The sequence below is a fragment of the Streptomyces albus subsp. albus genome (assembly GCF_000725885.1).
In the GTDB taxonomy this organism is placed as follows: Bacteria; Actinomycetota; Actinomycetes; order Streptomycetales; family Streptomycetaceae; genus Streptomyces; species Streptomyces albus.
In genome coordinates, this window is sequence record NZ_JODR01000016.1 from 67037 (window position 1) to 89002 (window position 21966).

Annotated in this window: 19 protein-coding genes; 17 read left to right on the top strand and 2 right to left on the bottom strand. The window is 72.7% G+C overall.

Features of this window, described 5'->3' with window-relative positions:
* Positions 1–47: 47 nt before the first annotated feature.
* The 5 genes from IO40_RS0118560 to IO40_RS0118580 all read left to right on the top strand — a co-directional run bounded on the left by IO40_RS0118560 (position 48) and on the right by IO40_RS0118580 (position 5627).
* On the top strand, positions 48–734 hold the full coding sequence (locus tag IO40_RS0118560) for an HAD family hydrolase (protein ID WP_016472812.1): 687 nt from the start codon (positions 48–50) through the stop codon (positions 732–734).
* Positions 731–1792: a 2-hydroxyacid dehydrogenase gene (locus IO40_RS0118565; protein WP_016472811.1), complete on the top strand. Its 1062-nt coding sequence runs from the start codon at positions 731–733 to the stop codon at positions 1790–1792. The genes IO40_RS0118560 and IO40_RS0118565 overlap by 4 nt, the downstream gene beginning before the upstream one ends.
* Entirely contained in the window at positions 1789–3237 is a 1449-nt protein-coding gene (locus IO40_RS0118570; protein WP_016472810.1) for an FGGY-family carbohydrate kinase, read from the top strand. Before IO40_RS0118565 ends, IO40_RS0118570 begins: the two co-directional genes overlap by 4 nt.
* A gap of 123 nt (positions 3238–3360) precedes the next feature.
* Positions 3361–5112: a dihydroxyacetone kinase family protein gene (locus tag IO40_RS0118575; protein WP_031175769.1), complete on the top strand. Its 1752-nt coding sequence runs from the start codon at positions 3361–3363 to the stop codon at positions 5110–5112.
* A 32-nt stretch (positions 5113–5144) separates the two neighbouring features.
* Positions 5145–5627, top strand: coding sequence for a ribose-5-phosphate isomerase (locus IO40_RS0118580; RefSeq protein ID WP_016472808.1), 483 nt, complete (start codon positions 5145–5147; stop codon positions 5625–5627).
* Between the two features lie 932 nt (positions 5628–6559).
* Here the strand turns inward: IO40_RS0118580 and IO40_RS0118585 are convergent.
* Positions 6560–6763 (bottom strand): cold-shock protein, encoded by a 204-nt coding sequence (locus IO40_RS0118585; protein WP_016472807.1) that lies wholly within the window; start codon positions 6761–6763, stop codon positions 6560–6562.
* Between the two features lie 283 nt (positions 6764–7046).
* On the opposite strand from IO40_RS0118585, the gene IO40_RS0118590 reads away from it, so the two are divergent.
* The 8 genes from IO40_RS0118590 (at position 7047) to IO40_RS0118625 (ending at position 17129) form a co-directional block, all read left to right on the top strand.
* Positions 7047–7886, top strand: coding sequence for a menaquinone biosynthetic enzyme MqnA/MqnD family protein (locus IO40_RS0118590; protein WP_016472806.1), 840 nt, complete (start codon positions 7047–7049; stop codon positions 7884–7886).
* Positions 7887–7970: 84 nt separating this feature from the next.
* Positions 7971–9698, top strand: coding sequence for a serine/threonine-protein kinase (locus IO40_RS0118595; RefSeq protein WP_016472805.1), 1728 nt, complete (start codon positions 7971–7973; stop codon positions 9696–9698).
* A gap of 99 nt (positions 9699–9797) precedes the next feature.
* The gene (gene mqnC / locus IO40_RS0118600) at positions 9798–10991 is read left to right on the top strand and encodes a cyclic dehypoxanthinyl futalosine synthase (protein ID WP_030409474.1); all 1194 of its coding nucleotides are present in this window, start codon (positions 9798–9800) and stop codon (positions 10989–10991) included.
* 40 nt (positions 10992–11031) lie between these two features.
* On the top strand, positions 11032–11730 hold the full coding sequence (locus IO40_RS0118605; protein ID WP_016472803.1) for a demethylmenaquinone methyltransferase: 699 nt from the start codon (positions 11032–11034) through the stop codon (positions 11728–11730).
* A gap of 129 nt (positions 11731–11859) precedes the next feature.
* Positions 11860–11994: a hypothetical protein gene (locus tag IO40_RS39455; RefSeq protein ID WP_258775444.1), complete on the top strand. Its 135-nt coding sequence runs from the start codon at positions 11860–11862 to the stop codon at positions 11992–11994.
* A gap of 148 nt (positions 11995–12142) precedes the next feature.
* The gene (locus IO40_RS0118615; protein ID WP_031175770.1) at positions 12143–14521 is read left to right on the top strand and encodes a hypothetical protein; all 2379 of its coding nucleotides are present in this window, start codon (positions 12143–12145) and stop codon (positions 14519–14521) included.
* 95 nt (positions 14522–14616) lie between these two features.
* Entirely contained in the window at positions 14617–15912 is a 1296-nt protein-coding gene (locus IO40_RS0118620) for a geranylgeranyl reductase family protein (protein ID WP_016472801.1), read from the top strand.
* Between the two features lie 170 nt (positions 15913–16082).
* Positions 16083–17129 (top strand): hypothetical protein, encoded by a 1047-nt coding sequence (locus IO40_RS0118625; protein ID WP_033229184.1) that lies wholly within the window; start codon positions 16083–16085, stop codon positions 17127–17129.
* Positions 17130–17268: 139 nt separating this feature from the next.
* Here the strand turns inward: IO40_RS0118625 and IO40_RS0118630 are convergent, their stop codons facing one another.
* Positions 17269–18081, bottom strand: a complete 813-nt coding sequence (locus IO40_RS0118630) for a C40 family peptidase (protein WP_016472799.1) — start codon at positions 18079–18081, stop codon at positions 17269–17271.
* Between the two features lie 843 nt (positions 18082–18924).
* Here IO40_RS0118630 and IO40_RS0118635 point away from each other — a divergent pair.
* Genes IO40_RS0118635 through IO40_RS0118650 form a run of 4 tightly spaced genes read left to right on the top strand, consistent with a single transcriptional unit; the run spans position 18925 to position 21957 of the window.
* Positions 18925–19284: an NADH-quinone oxidoreductase subunit A gene (locus IO40_RS0118635; RefSeq protein WP_016472798.1), complete on the top strand. Its 360-nt coding sequence runs from the start codon at positions 18925–18927 to the stop codon at positions 19282–19284.
* A gap of 14 nt (positions 19285–19298) precedes the next feature.
* Positions 19299–19853, top strand: coding sequence for a NuoB/complex I 20 kDa subunit family protein (locus IO40_RS0118640; protein ID WP_016472797.1), 555 nt, complete (start codon positions 19299–19301; stop codon positions 19851–19853).
* The gene (locus IO40_RS0118645; RefSeq protein WP_031175772.1) at positions 19850–20626 is read left to right on the top strand and encodes an NADH-quinone oxidoreductase subunit C; all 777 of its coding nucleotides are present in this window, start codon (positions 19850–19852) and stop codon (positions 20624–20626) included. The genes IO40_RS0118640 and IO40_RS0118645 overlap by 4 nt, the downstream gene beginning before the upstream one ends.
* On the top strand, positions 20626–21957 hold the full coding sequence (locus IO40_RS0118650) for an NADH-quinone oxidoreductase subunit D (protein WP_016472795.1): 1332 nt from the start codon (positions 20626–20628) through the stop codon (positions 21955–21957). Before IO40_RS0118645 ends, IO40_RS0118650 begins: the two co-directional genes overlap by 1 nt.
* Positions 21958–21966 lie beyond the last annotated feature (9 nt).

Genomic DNA, 21966 nt, shown 5'->3' on the forward strand with positions numbered 1-21966 from the left:
AAGACCAGTGTTAATTTGCAGGGAGCCGAATGTGAGGAGTTCCGGCCGTGGCCGATGCAGTGGTGTTTGACATGGACGGAGTGCTCGTCGAGAGCGAGCATCTCTGGGAACGGCTGTGGACCGCGTTCGCGGCCGAACGGGGCAAGCAGTGGGGCCCTGAGCAGACCAAGAGCTGCCAGGGCATGAGCGCCCCCGAGTGGGCCGCCTTCCTCACCGACTTCGCCGGCGCCGGCGACAGTGCGGCCGACACCGAGCGCACCGTCGTGGACGGCATGATCAAGGCATTGGAGGACGGCGAGATCGAGCTGCTGCCCGGCGCCCGCGAGATGGTCGTCGACGCCGCCGCGCTCGGCCCCATCGCCCTCGCCTCGTCCGCGCCGCGCCGCGTCATCGACGCCGTACTGACGCACCACGAGGTCGACCACCACTTCAAGGCGACCGTCTCCAGCGCCGAGGTCCCGCGCGGCAAGCCCAGCCCGGACGTCTATCTGGCGGCTGCCGACAAGCTCGGCGTACCCGCCCCCGACTGCCTGGCGGTCGAGGACTCCAGCAACGGGCTGCGCGCAGCCGCCGCGGCCGGGATGACCGTCGTGGCCATCCCCAACCCCTCCTACCCGCCGGCCCCCGACGCCCTGGAACGCGCCGCCTACCGCGCGAGCGACCACGACGCCGTGCGCCGCTACCTGCTCTCCCAGCTCAAGGCATCCCAGCACAAGGAAGGTGACCGGGCATGACGGACCCGATCAAGGTCCTGGCCTCGGGCGACCACTTCATCGCCCCCCAGCTGTTCGTGGACGCGCTCAAGGAGGCGGCGCCCGGCACCGCCCTGGAGTTCCGCACCCAGACCACCCCCTGGCCGCACACCCCCTTCGGCCCCGTCGGCAACGTCAAGGAGGCCAGCGGCACCGAGGACGAACTCCTCGAAGCCCTCGGCGACGCCGAGATCGCCCTCGTCCAGATGGCGCCCTTCACCGACCGCGTCATCCGCGAGGCCCCGAACCTCAAGCTGATCGCGGTCGCCCGGGGCGGCCCCGTCAACGTCGATGTCCAGGCCGCCACGAAGGCCGGCATCCCCGTCACCTTCACCCCGGGCCGTAACGCCGCCGCCGCGGCCGAGTTCGCCCTCGGGCTGATGCTGGCCGCCATGCGCCGCATCCCCGCCTCCGACGCGGAGCTGAAGAAGGGCACCTGGCGCGGCGACTACTACGCCATCGAGAACGCCGGCATCGAGCTCGACGGCACCACCGTCGGCCTCGTCGGATACGGTGCCATCGGCGGCATCGTCGCCCGCGTGCTGCGCGCCTTCGGCTCCCGCGTCCTGGTCCACGACCCCTACGCCGACAAGGCCAAGGCCGCCGCCGACGGGGTGGAACTGGTGGAACTGGACGACCTGCTGCGCCGCAGCTCGGTGGTCAGCCTGCACGCCCGCGTCACCCCCGAGACCCGGCACATGCTCAACGCCGACAACCTCAAGCTGCTGCCACGGGGCGCCGTGCTCGTCAACTCCGCACGCGGCGAACTCATGGACTACGGCCCGCTGCCCGCCATGCTGGAATCCGGCCACCTGGGCGCGCTGGCCCTGGATGTCTACGACGTCGAGCCGCCGCCCGCCGACTGGCCGCTGCACAAGGCGCCCAACGTCATCACCACCCCGCACCTGGCGGGCGCCACCCGGCAGACGGCCGACCGGGCCGCCGCCGTCACCGCGGCGCAGGCCGCCGCCTATCTGCGCGGCGAGCGCCCCGAGTTCGTCGTCAACCCCGAGGCCTTCCGCGGAGGGCAGCAGTCATGATCGTCGGCGTCGACGTCGGCACCTCGGTCACCAAGGCCCAGCTCATCGCGCGTGACGGGCGCACCACGCCCGCGCACGAGGCCCGCAGCACCCTCTACACGCTGCCGGGCAACCGCGTCGAGCAGGACATGGACGAGGTCATCGGCACGGTCGTCACCGTCGTGCGGGCCGCCGTCGCCGACGCCGCACTGCTCGGCAGCGACGAGCCGATCGAAGCACTCGCCCTCACCGGACAGGGCGACGGACTGTGGCTGCGGGACGCGGACGGCAGGCCGGTGGGCCGCGCCCTGTCGTGGATGGACGGCCGCGCCGCCCCCGTACTGGACCGCTGGACGGCGGACGGCACGGTACGCGCGGTCCACCGCCGCACCGGCGCCGGCATGTTCCCCGGCGCCGCCGGGCCGCTGCTCGCCCACCTGGCCGAGCACGAGCCCGACCGGCTGGCCGCCGCCCACACCGCCGGGTACTGCGTGGACACCATCGCCCAGCGCTTCACCGGCGAACGCACGGTCGACGCCTCGGACGCCTCCGTGCCCTTCCTCGACGTCGCCTCGCGCAGCTACGACGAGGAAGCGCTGGAGGCGTGCGGGCTCGGCCGCTGGCGTCACCTGCTGGCCGACCCCGCCCCGCCCGGCACCCTGTACGGACTGCTGCCGAAGGTCGCCGCCGAACTCGGACTTCCTGCCGGGCTGCCGGTGAGCGCCGGCCCCTTCGACATCCCCGCCTGCGGCTTCGGCTCCGGCCTCACCCGGGCCGGGCAGGGACACCTGATCATCGGCACCACCCTGGCCTGCCAGGTCCTCTCCGACGACCCCGGGCCCGCGAGCCGCGAAGAGCCCGCCGGCATGGTGCTCGCCACCCCCTACGCCGACCGCTATCTGCGGGTCATGCCCGCCATGATCGGCACGGCCGGACTCGACTGGCTGCTCGGCATGCTCGGCGTCCGCATCGAGGAACTCGACGCCCTGCTGGCCCAGTCCCCCTACGGCGCCGGCGGCGTCACCGCCCTGCCCTTCCTGTCCACCAGCGGGGAGCGCGCACCCTTCGTGGACGCCCGCGCCCGCGGCCGGCTCGACGGGCTGTCCCCGCTGACCGGCCGCGCCGACCTGGTGCGCGCCCTGTGCGAGGCGGTCGCCTACTCCGCCCGGCACTGCCTGGAGACCCTCGGCGTCGACGGCGACGTCACCGCCTGCGGAGGCGGGGCCCGCTCCGGCGAATGGGGCCGCATCTTCGCCGGAGTGCTGGGCCGCGACGTGCACGTGCGGGAGGACGCCGTCGGCATCCGCGGCGCCGCCAAGGTCGCCTGGGACGCGCTGGGCCGGGCCGCGGACGTGCAGGACGCCGCACCCCGCGTCGCCCGCGCCGACACCGACGCGGTCGCCTTCTACGAAGAGGGCTACCGCCGCTACCTCGAAACGCTGGAAAGAGCCCGCGAGACCTGGTGAGCCCCCACCCACCCCGCAGGGCGCGCCCCCCCACCCGCGGCGGGCGCGCCCCGGGCGGCCCGGCGCCCCGCGAGCGGTGACGGGACGGGGCCGGGGCAGGACACGACAGCTGGAGCAGCCACAATGACGCGGATATTCAACGACCCCTCCCACTTCACCGACGACATGGTGGCCGGCTTCGCCGCCGCCCACCCCGAGCACGTGCGGGCCGTCCACGGCGGCGTCGTACGGGCCGGCCGCCCGGACACCGCGAAGGTCGCCGTGCTCACCGGCGGCGGCTCCGGCCACTACCCGGCCTTCTGCGGCGTCGTCGGCGACGGCTTCGCCGACGGCTCCGTCATCGGCAACGTCTTCACCTCCCCCTCCGCCGCGCAGGCGTACTCCGTGGCGCGGGAGGCGGAGACCGGAGCCGGCGTGCTGTTCATGTTCGGCAACTACGCGGGCGACGTCATGAACTTCGGCCAGGCCGCCCAGCGGCTGACCGCCGAGGGCATCCCCGCCCGCTGCTTCGCCGTCACCGACGACGTCGCCAGCGCCCCCGCCGGCCGCGAGGCGGAACGCCGCGGCATCGCGGGCGGGTTCACCGTCTACAAGACCGCCTCGGCCGCCGCCGAGGAGGGCGCCTCCCTCGACGAGGTGGTGCGCGTCGCGGAGCACACCAACGCGCGCACCCGCTCGCTGGGCGTCGCGTTCGCCGGCTGCACCCTCCCCGGCCAGCGCGAGCCGCTGTTCACCGTGCCCGACGGCAAGCTCGGCCTGGGCCTGGGCATCCACGGCGAACCCGGCGTCAGCGAGAGCGAGGTGACCACCGCCGACGACCTGGCCCGCACCCTGGTGGAGGGCCTGCTGGCCGAACGCCCCGCCGAGGCCGCCGGCGACAACCGGGTGGCCGTCCTCCTCAACGGCCTGGGAGCCACCAAGTACGAGGAGCTGTACGTCCTGTGGGCTTCAGTGGCCCGGCTGCTGGCCGAGGCCGGGCTGGAGCCCGTCCGCCCCGAGGTCGGCGAACTGGTCACCTCCCTCGACATGGCGGGCTGCTCGCTGACCGTCACCTGGCTGGACGACGAACTCGAACGGCTCTGGCTCGCCCCCGCCGACACCCCCGCCTTCCGGCGCGGCACCCCGCACGGCGCCGGCAGCCGCACCGGCCGCCCCACGGCGGCGCCCGCCGCCCGCACGGCCACCCGGTCTGCGGCGCCCGCCGCCGAACAGGCCACCGCGACCGGTGCCGCCACCGCCACCTCCGCCACCGCAGTACGGGCCTTCCGCGCGGCGCACGCCCTGCTGCACGAACAGGAGGAGACTCTCGGCCGGCTCGACGCGGTGGCCGGGGACGGTGACCACGGGCGCGGCATGTGCAAGGGCGTGGACGCGGCCCTCGCCGCCGCGGAGAAGGCCCACGCCGACAGCGCCGCACCCGCCGCACTGCTCGGCGCCGCCGGTGACGCGTGGGCCGCCGAGGCGGGCGGCACCTCCGGTGCGCTGTGGGGCGCCGGGCTGCGCGCGTTCGGCTCCGCACTGCCCGCCGACCGCGCCCCCGAGCCCGCCGAACTGGCCGCCGGTGCCCGCGCCGCACTGGAGGCGGTCACCGCGCTGGGCAAGGCCGCGCCCGGCGACAAGACGCTGGTGGACGCGCTCGCCCCGTTCGTGACGGGCTTCGCCGGACGGATCGAGGCGGACACCGCACCCGCCGAGGCGTGCGCCGCCGCCGCTGCCGAGGCCCGCGAGGCGGCCGAGGCCACGGCGGCGATGCGCCCCAGGCTCGGCCGCGCCCGGCCGCTGGCCGAACGCAGCGTCGGCACCCCCGACCCCGGCGCCACGTCGCTGGCGATGGTCCTGGGCGCGGTCGCCGAGACCGTCCCGGCCGCCCGCTGATGCCCGCCGCACCCACTTTGGAGGAGACCGCCATGAGCACCACCCCGGCCGCGCCCCGCCCGTTCCGCATCGTCGTGGGCTGCGACGACGCGGGGCTCGACTACAAGGAAGCCCTGAAGAAGGACCTGGCGGGCGACGCCCGTGTCGCCGAGGTCACCGACGTGGGCGTCGGCAGCGGTGAGCACACCGCCTACCCGCACGTCGCGGTGGAGGCGGCCCGCCGTGTCGCCGACGGCCAGGCCGACCGGGCGCTGCTGGTGTGCGGCACCGGACTGGGCGTCGCGATCAGCGCCAACAAGGTGCCCGGCATCCGGGCGGTGACCGCGCACGACAGCTACTCCGTACGGCGGTCCGTGCTCAGCAACAACGCCCAGGTGCTCTGCTTCGGGCAGCGGGTCATCGGCCTGGAGCTGGCCCGCACCCTCGTGGACGAGTGGCTGGACTGCCACTTCGACGAGGCGTCCGCCTCGGCGGAGAAGGTCGCCGCGATCACCGGCTACGAACGCGGCTGCTGACCCCCCTCCCGCACGCCGGGGCACCCCCTCACACCCCGACGTGCGGGAGGCGGCCCCCCGATCCCCGCCGGCGTCCCGCCCCGCCCGGTCCGGGCCGGACATCGGGCTGCGGCCCGGCCACGAGGGCAGCCGGGCACCACGGCTCCCCAGGCAGCCTGGTGGCCCGAGGTCAGTGGGGAGCCGGGGCATGGCCCAATCCGGCCGGTCCGGCACAGGCATGCGGCCTGGGCACGGCCGGACACAGGACAGAGCCGGCCCCCGGAGTCGGTGAGGCGTTCAGCCGCTCGGCCCGGCCCCCGGCCGGCCAGGCGTCCGAGCGGGGCGGCCAGCACCCGAACACCCCGCCAAGGGCCCTGATGGGCAGCCTGGCGCCCGGTAGCCGAAGGGCTCCGGACACCCTCCCGGCACGGCCCGGGGCTCCCCGGAGGCGGCCGGGCTCCCGAGGGGAAGCACGGACCCTGCCCGGCACGGGGGCGCTCGGCAGCTTCCGGAAGCACCCGGGCACCCCGAGGAAAACACGGGCCTGCCCGGCACCCGGTGCCCCCGGCGGCTCCCGGAAGCTGCCCCCGCCTCCTCCCCGGGACCGACCCGCACACGAGGCGCGGGCCCCGAGGGTGCCCGGCCCCGAGGGCGCCGGGCCCCGAGGCCAGCTGGGCGCAAGCGGAGGCGCCCAGGGCCTCGGAAACAGGCTGGGTGCCCCGAACCGGGGCGCCCCCTCGCCCTGGGAAGCAGCCGGACGTCCGGGAGAGACGGCAGCCCGGGCATCCGGGCGAAGCGCCCCGCCCCGGCCGCCTGCGCGTACCCGGGCCGCACCGGGGCACCCCGGTGGCCCCCGGAAACAGACCGGGTCCCCTCCCCGGGCCCGGCCCGGGGCAAAAGGCAGGGGCCCCCGCCGGTGGCGGGGGCCCCTTGGGTACTGCGTGCGACAGGGACTACTGCGCGGTGACGTTCTCCGCCTGCGGCCCCTTGGGACCCTGGGTCACGTCGAACGACACCAGCTGGTTCTCCTCGAGGGAGCGGAAGCCGGAGGCGTTGATGGCGGAGTAGTGGACGAAGACATCGGGACCGTCGCCGTCCTGGGCGATGAAGCCATAGCCCTTTTCGGCGTTGAACCACTTCACGGTTCCGGTAGCCATAAGCCCTCCTTGGGCCTAAAAGGGTGTCCCTGCGCTCCCAGAACCCACTAAGAAGCCTGAAAACGACGAGAGCCCGCGGTCACATGCTCCGCAGGCTCTGTACTGCAAGGGAAACCAAACTGCAACTTAGGTCTGAGCCTAGCACGCAGGGGCGGACGGTGGAAGGGTTGAAGATCACCGCCAAGTGGGGGACGTTGCCGTCCGCCGGGGACCCGGCACGGCGGGGAACAGGCCGGGGCGTACTCTCCGGAGGGTGACTGCTACACCGGCCGAACCGAGTGATGTGCGCACCCGCCCCCGCGTCGCGCACATCCAGTTCCTCAACTGTCTCCCGCTGTACTGGGGCCTGGTCCACACGCACACCCTGCTGGATCTGGACCTGACTCGGGACACCCCCGAGAAGCTCAGCGAAATGATCATCGACGGGCGGCTCGACATGGGACCCGTCACCCTCGTGGAGTTCCTCCGCAACGCCGACGACCTGGTCGCGCTCCCCGACATCGCGGTGGGCTGCGACGGTGACGTCATGTCGTGCGAGATCGTCTCCCGGGTGCCGCTCGACCAGCTCGACGGCGCGAGGGTGGCACTCGGCTCGACCTCCCGCACCTCCGTACGGCTCGCCCAGCTGCTGCTGTCCGAGCGCTACGGGGTGCAGCCGGAGTACTACACCTGCCCGCCCGATCTGGAGCGGATGATGAAGGAGGCCGACGCCGCCGTCGTCATCGGCGACGTGGGGCTGCGCGCGTATCTGCGCCGGCTGCCGGAGGAGGGCCTCCAGGTGCACGACCTGGGACGGCTGTGGAAGGAGTGGACCGGCCTGCCGTTCGTCTTCGCCGTCTGGGCGGTGCGCCGCGACTTCCTGGAGCGCTCCCCGCAGACGGTGCGGGAGACCCACCGGGCCTTCCTCGACTCCCGGGACCTGGCCATGGAGCAGGTCGACCAGGTGGCGGAGCACGCCGCACGGTACGAGGTGTTCGACCCGAAGGTGCTGGAGAAGTACTTCACGACCCTCGACTTCCGGTTCGGCGAACGGCAGCTGGAGGGTGTGGCCGAGTTCGCCCGCCGTACCGGTGCCACCACGGGTTTCCCGCCGGACGTGCGGGTGGAGATGCTGCGCCCCTGACCGCACGCCTCCGCGCTGCCTAGGCTGGTGCCGCCCGAGGGCGGGCGAGGGGAGCTCGGGCAGCGATGTGACAGGGGGGCGGGCATGCAGCCGCTGGAGCCGGAGGACCCGCGGACGCTGGGCGACTACCGTCTGCTGCGCAGACTGGGCGCGGGCGGGATGGGCAGGGTGTATCTGGCCCGTTCGGCCGGCGGCAGGACCGTCGCGGTGAAGGTCGTCCACCCGCAGCACGCCGTGGACGAGGAGTTCCGCGTCAGGTTCCGGCGCGAGGTGGCGGCGGCCCGCCGCGTCGGCGGGGCCTGGACGGCGCCCGTGCTGGACGCCGACACCGACGGGCCGGTGCCGTGGGTGGCCACCGGCTATGTGGCGGGCCCCTCGCTGACCCAGGCCGTGGCCGGGCACGGGGCGCTGCCGGAGGCGGCCGTCCGGGTTCTCGGCGCCGGGCTGGGCGAGGCGCTGCGCCATGTGCACGGGCTGGGCCTGGTGCACCGGGATGTGAAGCCGTCCAACGTGCTGCTGACCCTGGACGGGCCCCGCCTGATCGACTTCGGTATCGCCCGGGCCATGGAGGGCACCGCCTCCCTCACCTCGACGGGGGTCTCGGTCGGCTCGCCCGGCTACATGGCGCCCGAACAGATCCTGGGGGAGCGCGTCACCGGGGCGGCGGACGTCTTCGCGCTGGGTGCCGTCCTGGCGTACGCGGCGACCGGGCGGGCCCCCTTCCCGGGCGACAGTTCGGCCGCGTTGCTGTACCACGTGGTGCACGGCGAGCCCCGCCTGGACGGGCTCCCGGACGGGCTGCGGGAGCTGGTCACCCGCGCTCTGGCCAAGGACCCCGGGCAGCGGCCCGCGCCGGACGAGCTGGTCGGCGGGCTGGCGGGGGAGGAGGGCGTCGCCGGACTGGTGCGCGGCGGCTGGCTGCCGGCGCCCTTGGTGGAGCAGGTGAGCAGGCGCGCCGTCGAACTGCTGGAGCTGGAGCCGGAGGCGCCGTCCGGCTCCGGTCCGGTCCCCTTCACCACTCCCGCCTCCGGCCCGGACGCCGTCCCGCCCCCGCCGCCCCCGGGTGCCGCACTCGGTCCCGCGGCCCGGGCCGAGGCCGCACGCCCTGCCGGTGGTTCCTCCGTGCGACCGGCCGGCGGCGCGCAGAGCGTGGGGGAGGGGCCCGGCGCGGGGTTCGGGCCGCCCGATCCGGCGTACGGGCGCGGCCGGGCCGGCATCGTCGTCGAGCGGGGCGCGGGGGACGGTGCCGGGAAGGGCCGCCGTCGGCGGGTCAGCTGCACGCTGGTGCTCTCGATCGCCTGCGTGGTGGCGGCGCTGCTGGGCACGTCGTACGCGTTCGACCTGATACCCGGTATCGGCGGTTCCGGCCGGGACAGCGCGGCCGAACCGCCGCCGGGCACGAGCCCGTCCGCGCCGGACCGTCCCGGGGACGGGCGGCCGAGCGGAACGCCGGGGGCCGGGGGCCGGGTGCCCGAGGAGTTCGTCGGGAAATGGCGCGGCGATCTGTACTCCGAGCGGGGCATCCCGGTGGGCACGCTGACCGTCACCATCGGCGAGGGCGGCAAGGGCGAGATCGTCGCGAAGGGCGCCGCGAAGCTGGGCGGGGCCGCCTGCGCGGCCCGGTGGCGGCTGGTGTCGGCCACCGGCACCCGCCTGGTGGCGGACGCCTCCGGCTCCGAGCCCGGTTCCGAGCTGTGCGCGCCGGGCGGCACCAAGGAGGAGTTCCGGCTGCGGCAGGACGAGCGGCTGCGCTACGAGTCGCACGTGGAAGGCGGTGGGAACGCGGCGGGGACACTCCGCAGAATCGGGTGAGAACCCCTGGCGTACGCTGGTCGGGCGCCGCTGTGCTGTGGTAAGCGGCGAGATGTGTCGAAGTGCGACCTTTGGAGGGACGCCACGGTGCCAGCGCACGTGTCGGAAGCCGACCTGCTCTCCGCCCTCGACCGCGCCGCCGCCGGCGGGCGTGTCACCCCCGAGGAGGCGCTCGACCTCTACCGCTACGCGCCCCTGCACGCGCTGGGCGCCGCCGCCGACAAGGCGCGCCGCCTCCGCTACGCGGGCACCGAGCACATCGCGACGTACATCATCGAGCGGAACATCAACTACACCAACGCCTGCGTGACGGCGTGCAAGTTCTGCGCCTTCTACGCCGCGCCCAAGAGCGACAAGGTGTGGATCCGCGATCTGGACGACATCCTGCGCCGCTGCGCCGAGACGGTGGAGCTGGGCGGCACCCAGATCATGTTCCAGGGCGGCCACCACCCGGACTTCGGCGTGGAGTACTACGAGAAGCACTTCGCGGCCATCAAGAAGGAGTTCCCGCAGCTGGTCATCCACTCGCTGGGCGCCAGCGAGGTGGAGCACATGGCGCGGATCTCCGGGGTGACGCCGAAGGAGGCGATCGAGCGCATCCACGCCGCCGGGCTGGACTCCTTCGCGGGCGCGGGCGCCGAACTGCTGCCGGAGCGTCCCCGCAAGGCCATCGCGCCGTTGAAGGAGTCGGGCGAGCGCTGGCTGGAGATCATGGAGATCGCCCACAACCTGGGCGTGGAGTCGACCTCCACGATGCTGATGGGCACGGGCGAGACCAACGCGGAGCGCATCGAGCACCTGCGGATGATCCGGGACGTGCAGGACCGCACCGGCGGTTTCCGCGCCTTCATCCCGTACACGTACCAGCCCGAGAACAACCACCTGAAGGGCCGGACGCAGGCGACGATCTTCGAGTACCTGCGGATGATCGCCATCGCGCGGATCTTCCTCGACAACGTCGCGCACATCCAGGGCTCGTGGCTGACCACCGGCAAGGACGTCGGCCAGCTGTCGCTGCACTACGGCGCCGACGACCTGGGCTCGGTCATGCTGGAGGAGAACGTCGTCTCCTCGGCCGGCGCCCGGCACCGCTCCAACCGTATGGAGCTGATCGACCTGATCCGCAAGGCCGGCCGTGTCCCGGCGCAGCGCGCCACCACCTACGAGCACCTGGTGGTGCACGACGACCCGGCGAACGACCCGGTGGACGACAAGGTCGTCTCGCACCTGTCCTCCACCGCCATCGAGGGCGGCACCGCCCACCCCGAGCTGACCCTCATCGACGCCAACTGACGGCGGGCCGGGCGCCCGCCGGACGGACGAGAGACGAGACGTGACCCGCGCATCCCTGGAGAAGAAGCCGTACGAGGTCGCCGCCATGTTCGACGACGTGGCGGCCAAGTACGACCTCACCAACGACGTGCTCTCGCTCGGCCAGGCGCGGCTGTGGCGCCGCGCCGTCGCCGACGCGGTGGCCGCGCGGCCCGGCGAGCGGGTGCTGGACCTGGCGGCGGGTACGGCCACCTCGTCGCTGCCGTTCGTGGAGGCGGGCGCCTTCACGGTGCCCTGCGACTTCTCCCTCGGCATGCTGCGCGAGGGCAAGCGGCGGCACCCGTGGATGCCGCTGACCGCGGGTGACGCCACCCGGCTGCCGTTCGCCGACGGGGTGTTCGACGCGGTCACCATCTCCTTCGGGTTGCGCAACGTCAGCGACGTGGACGCGGCGCTCGCCGAGCTGCGCCGCGTCACCAAGCCGGGCGGGCGCGTGCTGGTGTGCGAGTTCAGCCACCCCACGTGGGCGCCGTTCCGCACCGTCTACACCGAATATCTGATGCGGGCCCTGCCCCCGCTGGCGCGCGCCGTCAGCAGCAGCCCCGACGCCTACGTCTACCTCGCCGAGTCCATCCGTGCCTGGCCCGACCAGCCCGCGCTGGCCGGCCGCCTCCAGGACGCGGGCTGGGAGCGCGTCGCGTGGCGCAACCTGACGGGCGGCGTCGTCGCCCTGCACCGCGGATTCCGCCCCCAGGACTGACGCCCCGCCTCGACCGGCCGCACCGGGCGGCCCGGCGCGAGCCGCCCGGGGTGCGCCCGGCGGTCGGTCTCGCTTGCATAAACGCGCTTCCCTGCGGGCCCGTTCGGCGGAACGATGGGTGAACGGTCCGTGCCGCCACCCCCACACGGGGTGGCCGCCACGGGTTCCTCCTCCGTCCCCTCCACCTCCCCGGAGCGCCATGTCGCCGTCGTCGCCGCCGCCGTCGTCGCGTTGCCCGCAGTGCGGGGCCGCTTCTCCCGCTGAAGCACGGTTCTGCATGTCCTGCGGAGCCCCGGCGGCGCCTGCGGCCCCCGCGGCGCCACCGGCCGCGCCGACGGCCCCGCCCGCCCCTCCGGGACCACCCGCACCCGCCGTACCACCCGGGGCGCCGGGATACGGGCCCGCACCCGCTGTGCACCCCGTCCCGCCCGCGCAGCCGCCGGCCCGGCCCACGCCGGTCGGCCTGTTCCTCGCCCGCACCTTCAAGGGCGACTGGCTCGGCGCACTGCGGGTCGCCGTCTGGCCGCTGTGGCTGCTGTTCGTCGCCGCCTGCGCCCTGGGCATCTGGTCCAACGACGACATCGACGACCTCGACATCGGCTGGGGCACCCGGATGCGGGTCGCGCTGGCCGCGCTGCTCCAGGGCGTCGGCGGCGGATTCGGGGTCTCGTCCGACGGCACCTCCTCCGTCGGCGGCGAACGAGTGGTGGGCGAGGCGGAGTTCTCCGGACTGCCGCTGCTGGCCACCGCCGTGTGGCTCGGCGCGCTGGTCCTCGCCGCCCGTGCGGAGCGGCGCCGGTCCGTGCGGGCCACCCGGTCCGCCGGGTTCGAGGCCGCCTTGCGGATCGGTCTCGTGTGCGGACTGGGCGGACTGGTGCTCGGCCTGTACGCCGCACCCTCCTACGAGGGACTGGAGTTGGACTCCGCGCCCGGACTGACCCTGCTGTGGGCGTTCCTGAGCGCCACCCTCGTCGCGGCGCTCGTCCTGGCCCGCGCGGAGACCGACGCCTGGCTGGCCGCCCGCCCCGGGAACGGGCCGCGCATTGTGGCCGGGGCACTGCGCACCGCCGCGCTCGCCCTGGTCGCCGTGGTCACCCTCGCCTCGTTCGTCACGTTCACCGCCGTGCTGCTGGCGGGGGATGATGTGAAGGCGTCCGACGTGTGGGTGCTGCTGGCCATGCTGCCCAACCTCGGCGCGTTCGGCCTCGCCTTCGCGTGGGGCGCACCGCTGGACGCCGAGTGGAACGTCAGCGAGTGGAGCAGCGGGCGCGAATCCCTCGGCTACTCCGACCTGGCCGACGCGTCCGGTGCCTGGGCCGTGACCGGCACGCTGCTGGGCGGACTGGCCTGCGCGCTGCTGCTCGGCTGGCTGGTGGCCCGGCGCAGCCCGACCCGCGCCGAACAACTGCTGGCCGCCGCCTTCTTCGCCGTGGGTGTCCTGGTGCTGGTCGCCCTGGCCGGGCTGGGCTTCGAGGCCGCCTTCCACGGTGTGTCCGGCGGACCGGACGGCGGCGGCCTCGGCGACTACCCGGGGGACTACTCCGACGGGCTCGGCGACGTCACGACCTCCGACAGCTTCGCCTCCAGTGCCCGGATCGCGGCGGGCGCCGCCGAACTGCTGCTGTTCGCCCTGCTGTGGTCCTTCGGCGGCGCCCTGCTGGTGCCGCTGCTGCGGGCCTCCTTCGGGAAGGGCGGGCCCGGCGGCCTCGGCCCGGCCGCGTGGGGCGCGGGCGGCGCAGCCGGCACCTGGGCGTACGGGCACGCCGCGTACGGTCAGGCACCGTACGGCCCGTCCGGGTACACGCCCGCCGCGTACGGGCAGCCCCCGCACGGGCCGGGCGGCGCACACCCCTCCGCGGGCCCCGGGACCGTCCCCGGCGTCCATGGCCAGGGCGCCTTCGGGCCGCCCCCGCCCGCCGCGGGCCCCACCGGCGACGCCCCCGATGCGACGGTGACGGACGCCGGTACGGCCGGCCCCGGCACCCCGCACGACAGCACTCCCGGCACGCCCGACGCCCCCGGCACGCCCGGTGGTGGCGGTCCCGTGCCGCCGCCGCAGCGCCGGCGCGGGCTGATGTGGGCCGGACTGGTCCTGGCCGCCTTCCTCGTCGGCGGCGCCGCGGTCGGCGGTGCCGTGTACCTGGCGGGCGGCGACGGCCGGGACGGCCGGGACAAGGGGAAGCCGGCCGCCGGGGAGTCCGTACGGGCGAAGGAACGCGTGGACGGCCCAGCCACCGACCGCCCCTCGGACCAGGAGCCCGCCGGCCCGCGCCCCGCCCCCTCCGCCGGCGCGGACGGCGAAGAGGGCCCCGGCGGTTCACCCACCGCACCCCTCAGCACGGACCTGCCGGACGGCTTCACCATGGCCGACGACCCCAAGGGCTTCTCCGTCGGCGTGATGGAGGGCTGGCAGCGGGAGCCGAAGGGCAGCCAGACCGACTACGCCGCCCCGACCGGCGGCGACTACCTGCGCATCGGCGTCATCGAGAACGCGGGCCAGTCCTCGCTCGACAACTTCCGCACCCTGGAGAAGGGCGCGCGGAAACGCGACGGCTACCGACGGCTGGAGCTGACGGAGAACACCTTCCGGGGACGGCCCGGCGCCCGCTGGGAGTTCGTCTACACCTCCGACGAGTCGGGCCGCACCATCCACGCCGTCGACCAGGCGTACGTCGCCGAGGACGGCACCGAGTACAGCCTCTACTTCGAGTGCCGCTACGACGAGTGGGACCCGGCAGCGGACCAGGTGTTCAGCACCGCACTGCGGACCTGGGACGAGGACGGCCGGTAGCGGAGCGGACATCGGCGGGGACCGTCCGAGAGGGGCCGGGGAGGCCCGCATAGACTTGGCGGGTCAGCCGACCCAGCCAGTACGCGGGAGTCCTCGTGGCCGATCCCCAGCCGACAACAGCCTCCGAGCGGTCCGCCGACGTGATCGTCGTGGGCGCCGGGCCCGCGGGCTCCGCCACCGCCTACCACCTGGCCCGCAGCGGACTCGACGTGCTGCTGCTGGAGAAGACGGCCTTCCCCCGCGAGAAGGTGTGCGGCGACGGACTGACCCCCCGCGCCGTCAAGCAGCTCGTCGCCATGGGCATCGACATCTCCGAGGAGGCCGGCTGGCTGCGCAACAAGGGCCTGCGCATCATCGGCGGCGGCCAGCGGCTCCAGCTGGAGTGGCCGGAGCTGGCGAGCTTCCCCGACTACGGACTGGTCCGCAAGCGCGACGACTTCGACGAGCAGCTGGCCCGCCAGGCGGAGAAGGCCGGCGCGCGGCTGTACGAGCGCTGCAACGTGAGCGAGCCGGTCGTCGACGCGCGCACCGGCCGCATCACCGGGGTGCACGCCAAGCTGGGCGAGGAGAAGACGCCCGTCACCTTCCACGCGCCGGTGGTCGTCGCCGCCGACGGCAACTCGACGCGGCTGTCCCTCAAGATGGGCCTCCACCGCCGCGAGGACCGCCCCATGGGCGTGGCCGTCCGCACGTACTTCACCTCGCCCCGGCACGACGACGACTACCTGGAGTCCTGGCTGGAGCTGTGGGACCGGCGCGGCCCGCAGGACCGGCTGCTGCCCGGCTACGGCTGGATCTTCGGCATGGGCGACGGCACCTCCAACGTGGGGCTGGGCGTGCTCAACACCTCCGCCTCCTTCAAGGACCTGGACTGGCGCGAGGTCCTCAAGGCATGGTGCGCCTCCATGCCCGCCGACTGGGGGTACGTGCCGGAGAACATGACCGGCCCGATCCGCGGTGCCGCACTCCCCATGGCCTTCAACCGGCAGCCGCACTACACCCGCGGGCTGCTGCTGGTCGGCGACGCCGGCGGGCTGGTCAACCCGTTCAACGGGGAGGGCATCGCCTACGCCATGGAGTCCGGCGCCGTCGCCGCCGAGACCATCGTGCAGGCGCACGCGCGGGCGACCCCCGCCCAGCGCGAGAGGGCTCTCCAGCACTACCCGAAGGTCCTCAAGGACACGTACGGCGGCTACTACACGATGGGCCGCGCCTTCGTGAAGCTCATCGGCAATCCCAAGATCATGAAGCTGGCCACCGAACGCGGCCTCTCCCACCCGGTCCTGATGCGCTTCACCCTCAAGATGCTCGCCAACCTCACCGACCCCACCGGCGGCGACGCCATGGACCGCATCATCAACGGCCTCACCAAGGTGACCCCCCGAGCCTGACGCCCCGCGCTCCCCGTGCACCTGAGCAGATGCCGAAAGAACCGAACTGGCGTGCCACGCAAGGCAATGCACTGTAAGGTCGCTCACCGACAGTAAGGGCACGCATGCGAGAGGGACCCACAGGGGGTGGCGGTCGCCGCGGGCGGACTCGGTTCGTCCTCGGTGGTGTCGTGGGTTGTCTGCTCCTCCTGGGCGGCGTGCTGTATGCGACCGGCACCATTCAGACATGGCGTGAGCATCGGCAACTCGACCGCGCCTGTGGGGGGAATCTGGCCCCTTCCCGGATCCGTACCGCGCTCGGCAGCGAGCGTGTGGGCGCATCGGACACAAAGGAGGACGGTGCCCTGGCGTCGTGTGAGGCGACGACCAGGAACGGCGGCAAGACCCTGACGTTCCGCCTTCGCTGGGGCCCGGGGGACGAGCGGACGATGAAGTTTCTCGGCCGTACGCATCCGTCCGGTTACAACTCTCCTCTCTCCCCGCTCGGCTCCTGGCCGGGGGTACTGAGGGAAGAAGCGGGGGCCACGAGTGCGTCCCTCTGGCTGCGGTGCGACCGCAAGGGCCACAGGAGCCTGATCGTCGAGACCCGTATCGAGGGGGGACCGGGCGCGGTCACCGCACCGGCCCCCGCTCAGCGTGAGAAGTTCGCCGCCGTGGCTGTCGCGACGGCCGAGAAGGCTGCTGGTTCGTTCGGCTGCGACCAGGTGCGAGGCGGCTCGTTCGCCGGGCTCGGCGGCAGCCCGCGCAAGAAGCCTGTGACACTGGCTGAGGCACGGGGGACGTGTGCCGCCTTGCGCCCGACGGAGTCGTCGGCGCGGCGACTGGGCCTGGGACACGTCTGGGAGGCCCGGGCGAGTGGGACGGCACCGGTGGAGGACTGTGTCCTGACGACGGAAGCTGATCCGCAACTGCCGGCGTTTTCGTTGTCCGCCTATTACGGGCCCTTCGCCGAGGGGTACAGCGAGCAGGTCACGCCGCGCGTGGCTGGGAAGCAGGGGGTGCAGAAGGACGGCTGGAGGGTCTGGGCCACCGCCAAGTGCCCCGGTACGGAAACCCGAGCGCTCTACGTTCTCAGCGGTGTCGTGGGCAGCGACGCGGAAGGCACGAGCGGGGTACCGGTCAAGAAGGACGACCCAGGCTTCCGCACTGAAGCGTTGACGGCGTTCGCCCGCCAGTCGGCCGAGCGTCACCACTGCGCGGAGCTGGCACTGCCGTAGTGGGCAACCGAGTGGTGGGAGCCGTCGACGGCCAGGCCGCAAGGGCCACGGTGCCCTCCGGGCCCGAGCCCTCACCGAACAACCGAAGGGGCCCGTCGCGCATCGGCGCGGCGGGCCCCTTCGTGGTGGAGCGGGAAGCTCACAGGACGCGGACGGCACCCGTGGGCTGGTCGTAGCTCATGGGGCGCTCCACGACGCCCGTGGAGGAGTTCTGGGCGCCGATGAACTTGCCGCCGCCTACGTAGACGGCCACGTGGTAGGCGCTGCCGGCGCTGCCCCAGTAGAGGATGTCGCCGGGCTGGAGGTTGTCCAGGGAAACGGGGGTGCCCGCAGTGGACTGCGGCTGGGAGGTGCGCGGCAGGTTGATGCCGACCTGCTTGAACGCGGCCTGGGTCAGGCCCGAGCAGTCGTACGCGGAGGGCCCGGTGGCGCCCATGACGTAGGACTTGCCGACCTGCGCCCGCAGGAAGTTGAGGAGAGTGGCCACGTTGCCGCCCTGGGGAGCGGAGGCGGACGCGGACAGGGAGGCGCGCTCGGTCGAGCGGGAGGCGTGCTCGGCGCTCTTGCTCTCGGCGGCCTTGGTGCGGAGGGCGGCCTTGCGTGCCGCCTCGGCCTTGCGCTCGGCCTCGGCCTTCGCCTTGGCCTTCTCCTTGTTCTCCTTGGCCTGCTCCTTGGCCTCCTCGGCGGCGGCGCGCTGGGCCTGCTGGAGCTGGAACTGCTGTGCGGAGTCCTGGAGCGACTCGGCGGCGAGGGCGCTGGAGTCGGCCGTGGAGAGGGTGGGCATCTCCACGGTTTCCGCGGGGGCGTTCTTGTCGGCCGCGAAGGCCGGCGCCGCTGCCGCGGTGAGCGCGATGGTGCCCATGACGCCGCCCGTCATGCCCGCACGCAGCGCCGTATTCATCTTGCTGGAGCGCGGCTTCCGGTGGCTGGGTATCTGAGCTTTCGGGGACATGAGGGAATGCCTAGCAGGCGCGAAACGCTTCGCTCAACAATCGTGCGATGCGCCACAGTCGACGCGTACACGGCCTGTTGAGCCCTCAACGGCGGTCCCGCGAGCCCGCCCTCCGTTGTGATCAATGCCCAACTACGCGGCTGTGACCATGTAGTTGTCCGCATTGCCGGAATCACTCGGGCGCGTATATCACTTCGGCGACGCCGAATGCAAAGTCGTCGGCGGCGGACGGGATTCCGAGTGGCGCAGTTCACATTCTCGAACTCAACTCTTCGTGCGAAACGCGCATTGAGCCCCTATCACCCATTCCTTCGGTCACGGCCCGGACTCGGCGGGGTCGCGGCCCGGTTTCGGCGGGGTCCGGGTGGGGGGTGCAACGCGGCTGCGGGGGTGCTCTCGGAGGGGGACCGTCCGGTTCCGGAGGCGTGGCGGGTGTTCCGCCGGGCGTGGCGGCTTGTGCCGCCCTTCACGAACGCACGAAGTCGGGTCCCCGTCCTATATCACCCGGAACCGTCCAGCGCGAATTTGCCTGTGCAGCCCCGTGCCTGATACAGCGACCCGCTCTTAACTGGGCTGAGCACGGTCAGTTGTGACCACAGGTGATCATTCAGAGGCTTTGCGTATGAAGATCGGCGCTCATCTGACGGGATGACCGGCCGTCAGGTGGCAGAGATCACAAAGCGGTTGGCGCACCCCGTGTCGCAGATCACAGAGGGGCGGGCTTAAGATGCCTGCGAACAGGGCTTGTGAACTGCCTCACATAGGAGCGATCTTCGTGGGGATGCGCAGCGGCCCAGCGGTCTGCCGGCAGTCAGAGTCGACGCCTGGAAGGAGACGGGAGCGGTGAACGTCTACACACCAATCCTCGTACTGGGAGCCATCGCGGCGGCGTTCACGGTCTTCTCCGTGGTCCTTGCCTCGATCGTCGGCCCCAAGCGCTACAACCGGGCGAAGCTGGAGGCGTACGAGTGCGGCATCGAGCCCACGCCGCAGCCGGCCGGCGGCGGGCGCTTCCCGGTGAAGTATTACCTGACGGCGATGCTCTTCATCATTTTCGACATCGAAATCGTCTTCCTCTACCCGTGGGCCGTCCATTTCGACTCCCTCGGGATGTTCGGGCTCGTCGAAATGCTGGTCTTCGTCGCCCTCATCGGTATCGCGTACGCCTACGACTGGCGGCGCGGCGGCCTGGAATGGGACTAGGGGCAGGATAAGCAATGGGACTTGAAGAGAAACTGCCGAGTGGTTTTCTGCTCACCACGGTGGAGAAGGCGGCCGGCCTGGCGCGGAAGTCCTCCGTCTTCCCTGCGACGTTCGGGCTCGCCTGTTGCGCCATCGAGATGATGACGACCGGTGCCGGCCGGTACGACCTCGCCCGGTTCGGCATGGAGGTCTTCCGCGGCTCGCCCCGCCAGGCCGACCTGATGATCGTGGCGGGCCGGGTCAGCCAGAAGATGGCGCCGGTGCTGCGGCAGGTCTACGACCAGATGCCCAACCCCAAATGGGTGATCTCCATGGGGGTGTGCGCCTCGTCGGGCGGCATGTTCAACAACTACGCCATCGTGCAGGGCGTCGACCACATCGTCCCCGTGGACATTTACCTGCCGGGCTGTCCGCCCCGGCCGGAAATGCTGCTCGACGCGATTCTCAAGCTGCACGAGAAGATCAAGAATTCCAAACTCGGCGTCAACCAGCAGGAAGCGGCCCGCGAGGCGGAGGAGGCCGCGATGAAGGCGCTGCCGACGATCGAGATGAAGGGGCTGCTGCGATGAGTGCGGCCAACGGGAGCGGCGCCAACGGGAACGGCGCCAACGGAAGCGGCGTCAACGGGAGCGGGCCGCACGGCGGCCGGGAGAGCGGCGTCCCCGCGCGGCAGGGCGACCGGGGCGAGGTCATCGACGTACGCCGCGGCATGTTCGGCGCCCGCAACGGCGGTGACACCTCCGGCTACGGCGGCCTCGTCCGCACCGTGCGGATGCCCGGAGCCAGTGCCCGCCCGTACGGCGGCTGGTTCGACGAGGTCGCCGACGAGCTCGAAGGGGCGCTGGAGGAGCAGGGCATCGTCCCGGAGAACGCCATCGAGCGGACGGTCGTGGACCGGGGCGAGCTGACGTTCCACATCGTCCGCGAGCACCTGCCGGTGGTGGCCCGCACGCTGCGCGACGACCCCGCGCTCCGCTTCGAACTGTGCACGGGCGTGAGCGGTGTCCACTACCCGCAGGACAAGGGACGGGAACTGCACGCCGTCTACCACCTGCGGTCGATCACCCACAACCGGCTGATCCGGCTGGAGGTCAGCGCGCCCGACGCCGATCCGCACGTGCCCTCGATCGTGGACGTCTACCCGACCAACGACTGGCACGAGCGTGAGACCTACGACTTCTTCGGGCTCGTCTTCGACGGCCACCCCGCGCTGACGCGGATCATCATGCCGGACGACTGGCAGGGCTTTCCCCAGCGCAAGGACTACCCGCTCGGCGGCATCCCCGTCGAGTACAAGGGCGCCCAGATTCCCGCTCCCGACCAGCGGAGGTCCTACAGCTGATGTCCACCAGTACACACGCACCCGCCGGCGTCCGGGAAACCACCGAGGGCACCGTCTACGACGTCACCGGAGGCGACTGGGACGAGCTGGCCGCGCACGCCGCCAAGAGCGACGACGAACGCATCATCGTCAACATGGGGCCGCAGCACCCCTCCACCCACGGCGTGCTGCGGCTCATCCTGGAGATCGACGGTGAGACGGTCACCGAGGCCCGGGCCGGCATCGGCTATCTGCACACCGGCATCGAGAAGAACCTCGAATTCCGCACCTGGACCCAGGGCACCACGTTCGTCACCCGCATGGACTATCTGACGCCGTTCTTCAACGAGGCGGCGTACTGCCTGGGCGTCGAGCGGCTGCTGGGCATCGAGGACCAGGTGCCCGAGCGGGCCAATGTGATCCGCGTCCTGCTGATGGAGCTGAACCGGATCTCCTCGCACCTGGTCGCCATCGCCACCGGCGGCATGGAACTGGGCGCCACCACGGTGATGATCTTCGGTTTCCGCGACCGCGAACTGGTGCTGGACCTCTACGAGCTGATCACCGGCCTGCGGATGAACCACGCCTTCATCCGTCCCGGCGGCCTCGCCCAGGACATCCCGCCCGGTGCCGTCGACGCGCTGCGCGAGTTCATCAAGAAGATGCGCAAGAACCTGCCGGAGTACGACGCGCTGTGCACCGGCAGCCCCGTCTTCAAGGCCCGGCTCAAGGACATCGGCTATCTCGACCTGGCCGGCTGCATGGCCCTGGGCGCCACCGGCCCCATCCTCCGCTCCGCCGGGCTGCCGCACGATCTGCGCAAGGCCCAGCCGTACTGCGGTTACGAGACGTACGACTTCGAGGTGCCCACCGTCGACACCTGCGACTCCTACGGGCGGTTCCTGCTGCGGCTGGAGGAGATGCGCCAGTCGCTGCGGATCATCGAGCAGTGCGTGGACCGGCTGGAGCCCGGCCCGGTCATGGTGGCCGACAAGAAGATCGCCTGGCCCGCGCAGCTCGCCCTCGGCCCCGACGGGCTCGGCAACTCGCTGGACCACATCAAGAACATCATGGGCACCTCCATGGAGGCCCTGATCCACCACTTCAAGCTGGTGACCGAGGGCTTCCGGGTACCGCCGGGCGAGGCGTACACGGCGGTGGAGTCGCCCAAGGGGGAGCTGGGCGTGCACGTCGTCAGCGACGGCGGCACCCGCCCCTACCGGGTCCACTTCCGCGACCCCTCCTTCACCAATCTCCAGTCCATGGCGGCGATGTGCGAGGGCGGCCAGGTCGCGGACGTCATCGTCGCCGTCGCGTCCATCGACCCCGTGATGGGAGGCGTCGACCGGTGAGCAGTGTCG

Excerpts from the sequence above, each read along its gene's own strand:
- IO40_RS0118565 (WP_016472811.1), top strand. The coding sequence starts at position 731 with ATGACGGACCCGATCAAGGTCCTGGCCTCGGGCGACCACTTCATCGCC.
- IO40_RS0118570 (WP_016472810.1), top strand. The coding sequence starts at position 1,789 with ATGATCGTCGGCGTCGACGTCGGCACCTCGGTCACCAAGGCCCAGCTC.
- IO40_RS0118575 (WP_031175769.1), top strand. The coding sequence starts at position 3,361 with ATGACGCGGATATTCAACGACCCCTCCCACTTCACCGACGACATGGTG.
- IO40_RS0118580 (WP_016472808.1), top strand. The coding sequence starts at position 5,145 with ATGAGCACCACCCCGGCCGCGCCCCGCCCGTTCCGCATCGTCGTGGGC.
- IO40_RS0118585 (WP_016472807.1), bottom strand. The coding sequence starts at position 6,763 with ATGGCTACCGGAACCGTGAAGTGGTTCAACGCCGAAAAGGGCTATGGC.
- IO40_RS0118595 (WP_016472805.1), top strand. The coding sequence starts at position 7,971 with ATGCAGCCGCTGGAGCCGGAGGACCCGCGGACGCTGGGCGACTACCGT.
- IO40_RS0118630 (WP_016472799.1), bottom strand. The coding sequence starts at position 18,081 with ATGTCCCCGAAAGCTCAGATACCCAGCCACCGGAAGCCGCGCTCCAGC.
- IO40_RS0118640 (WP_016472797.1), top strand. The coding sequence starts at position 19,299 with ATGGGACTTGAAGAGAAACTGCCGAGTGGTTTTCTGCTCACCACGGTG.
- IO40_RS0118645 (WP_031175772.1), top strand. The coding sequence starts at position 19,850 with ATGAGTGCGGCCAACGGGAGCGGCGCCAACGGGAACGGCGCCAACGGA.
- IO40_RS0118650 (WP_016472795.1), top strand. The coding sequence starts at position 20,626 with ATGTCCACCAGTACACACGCACCCGCCGGCGTCCGGGAAACCACCGAG.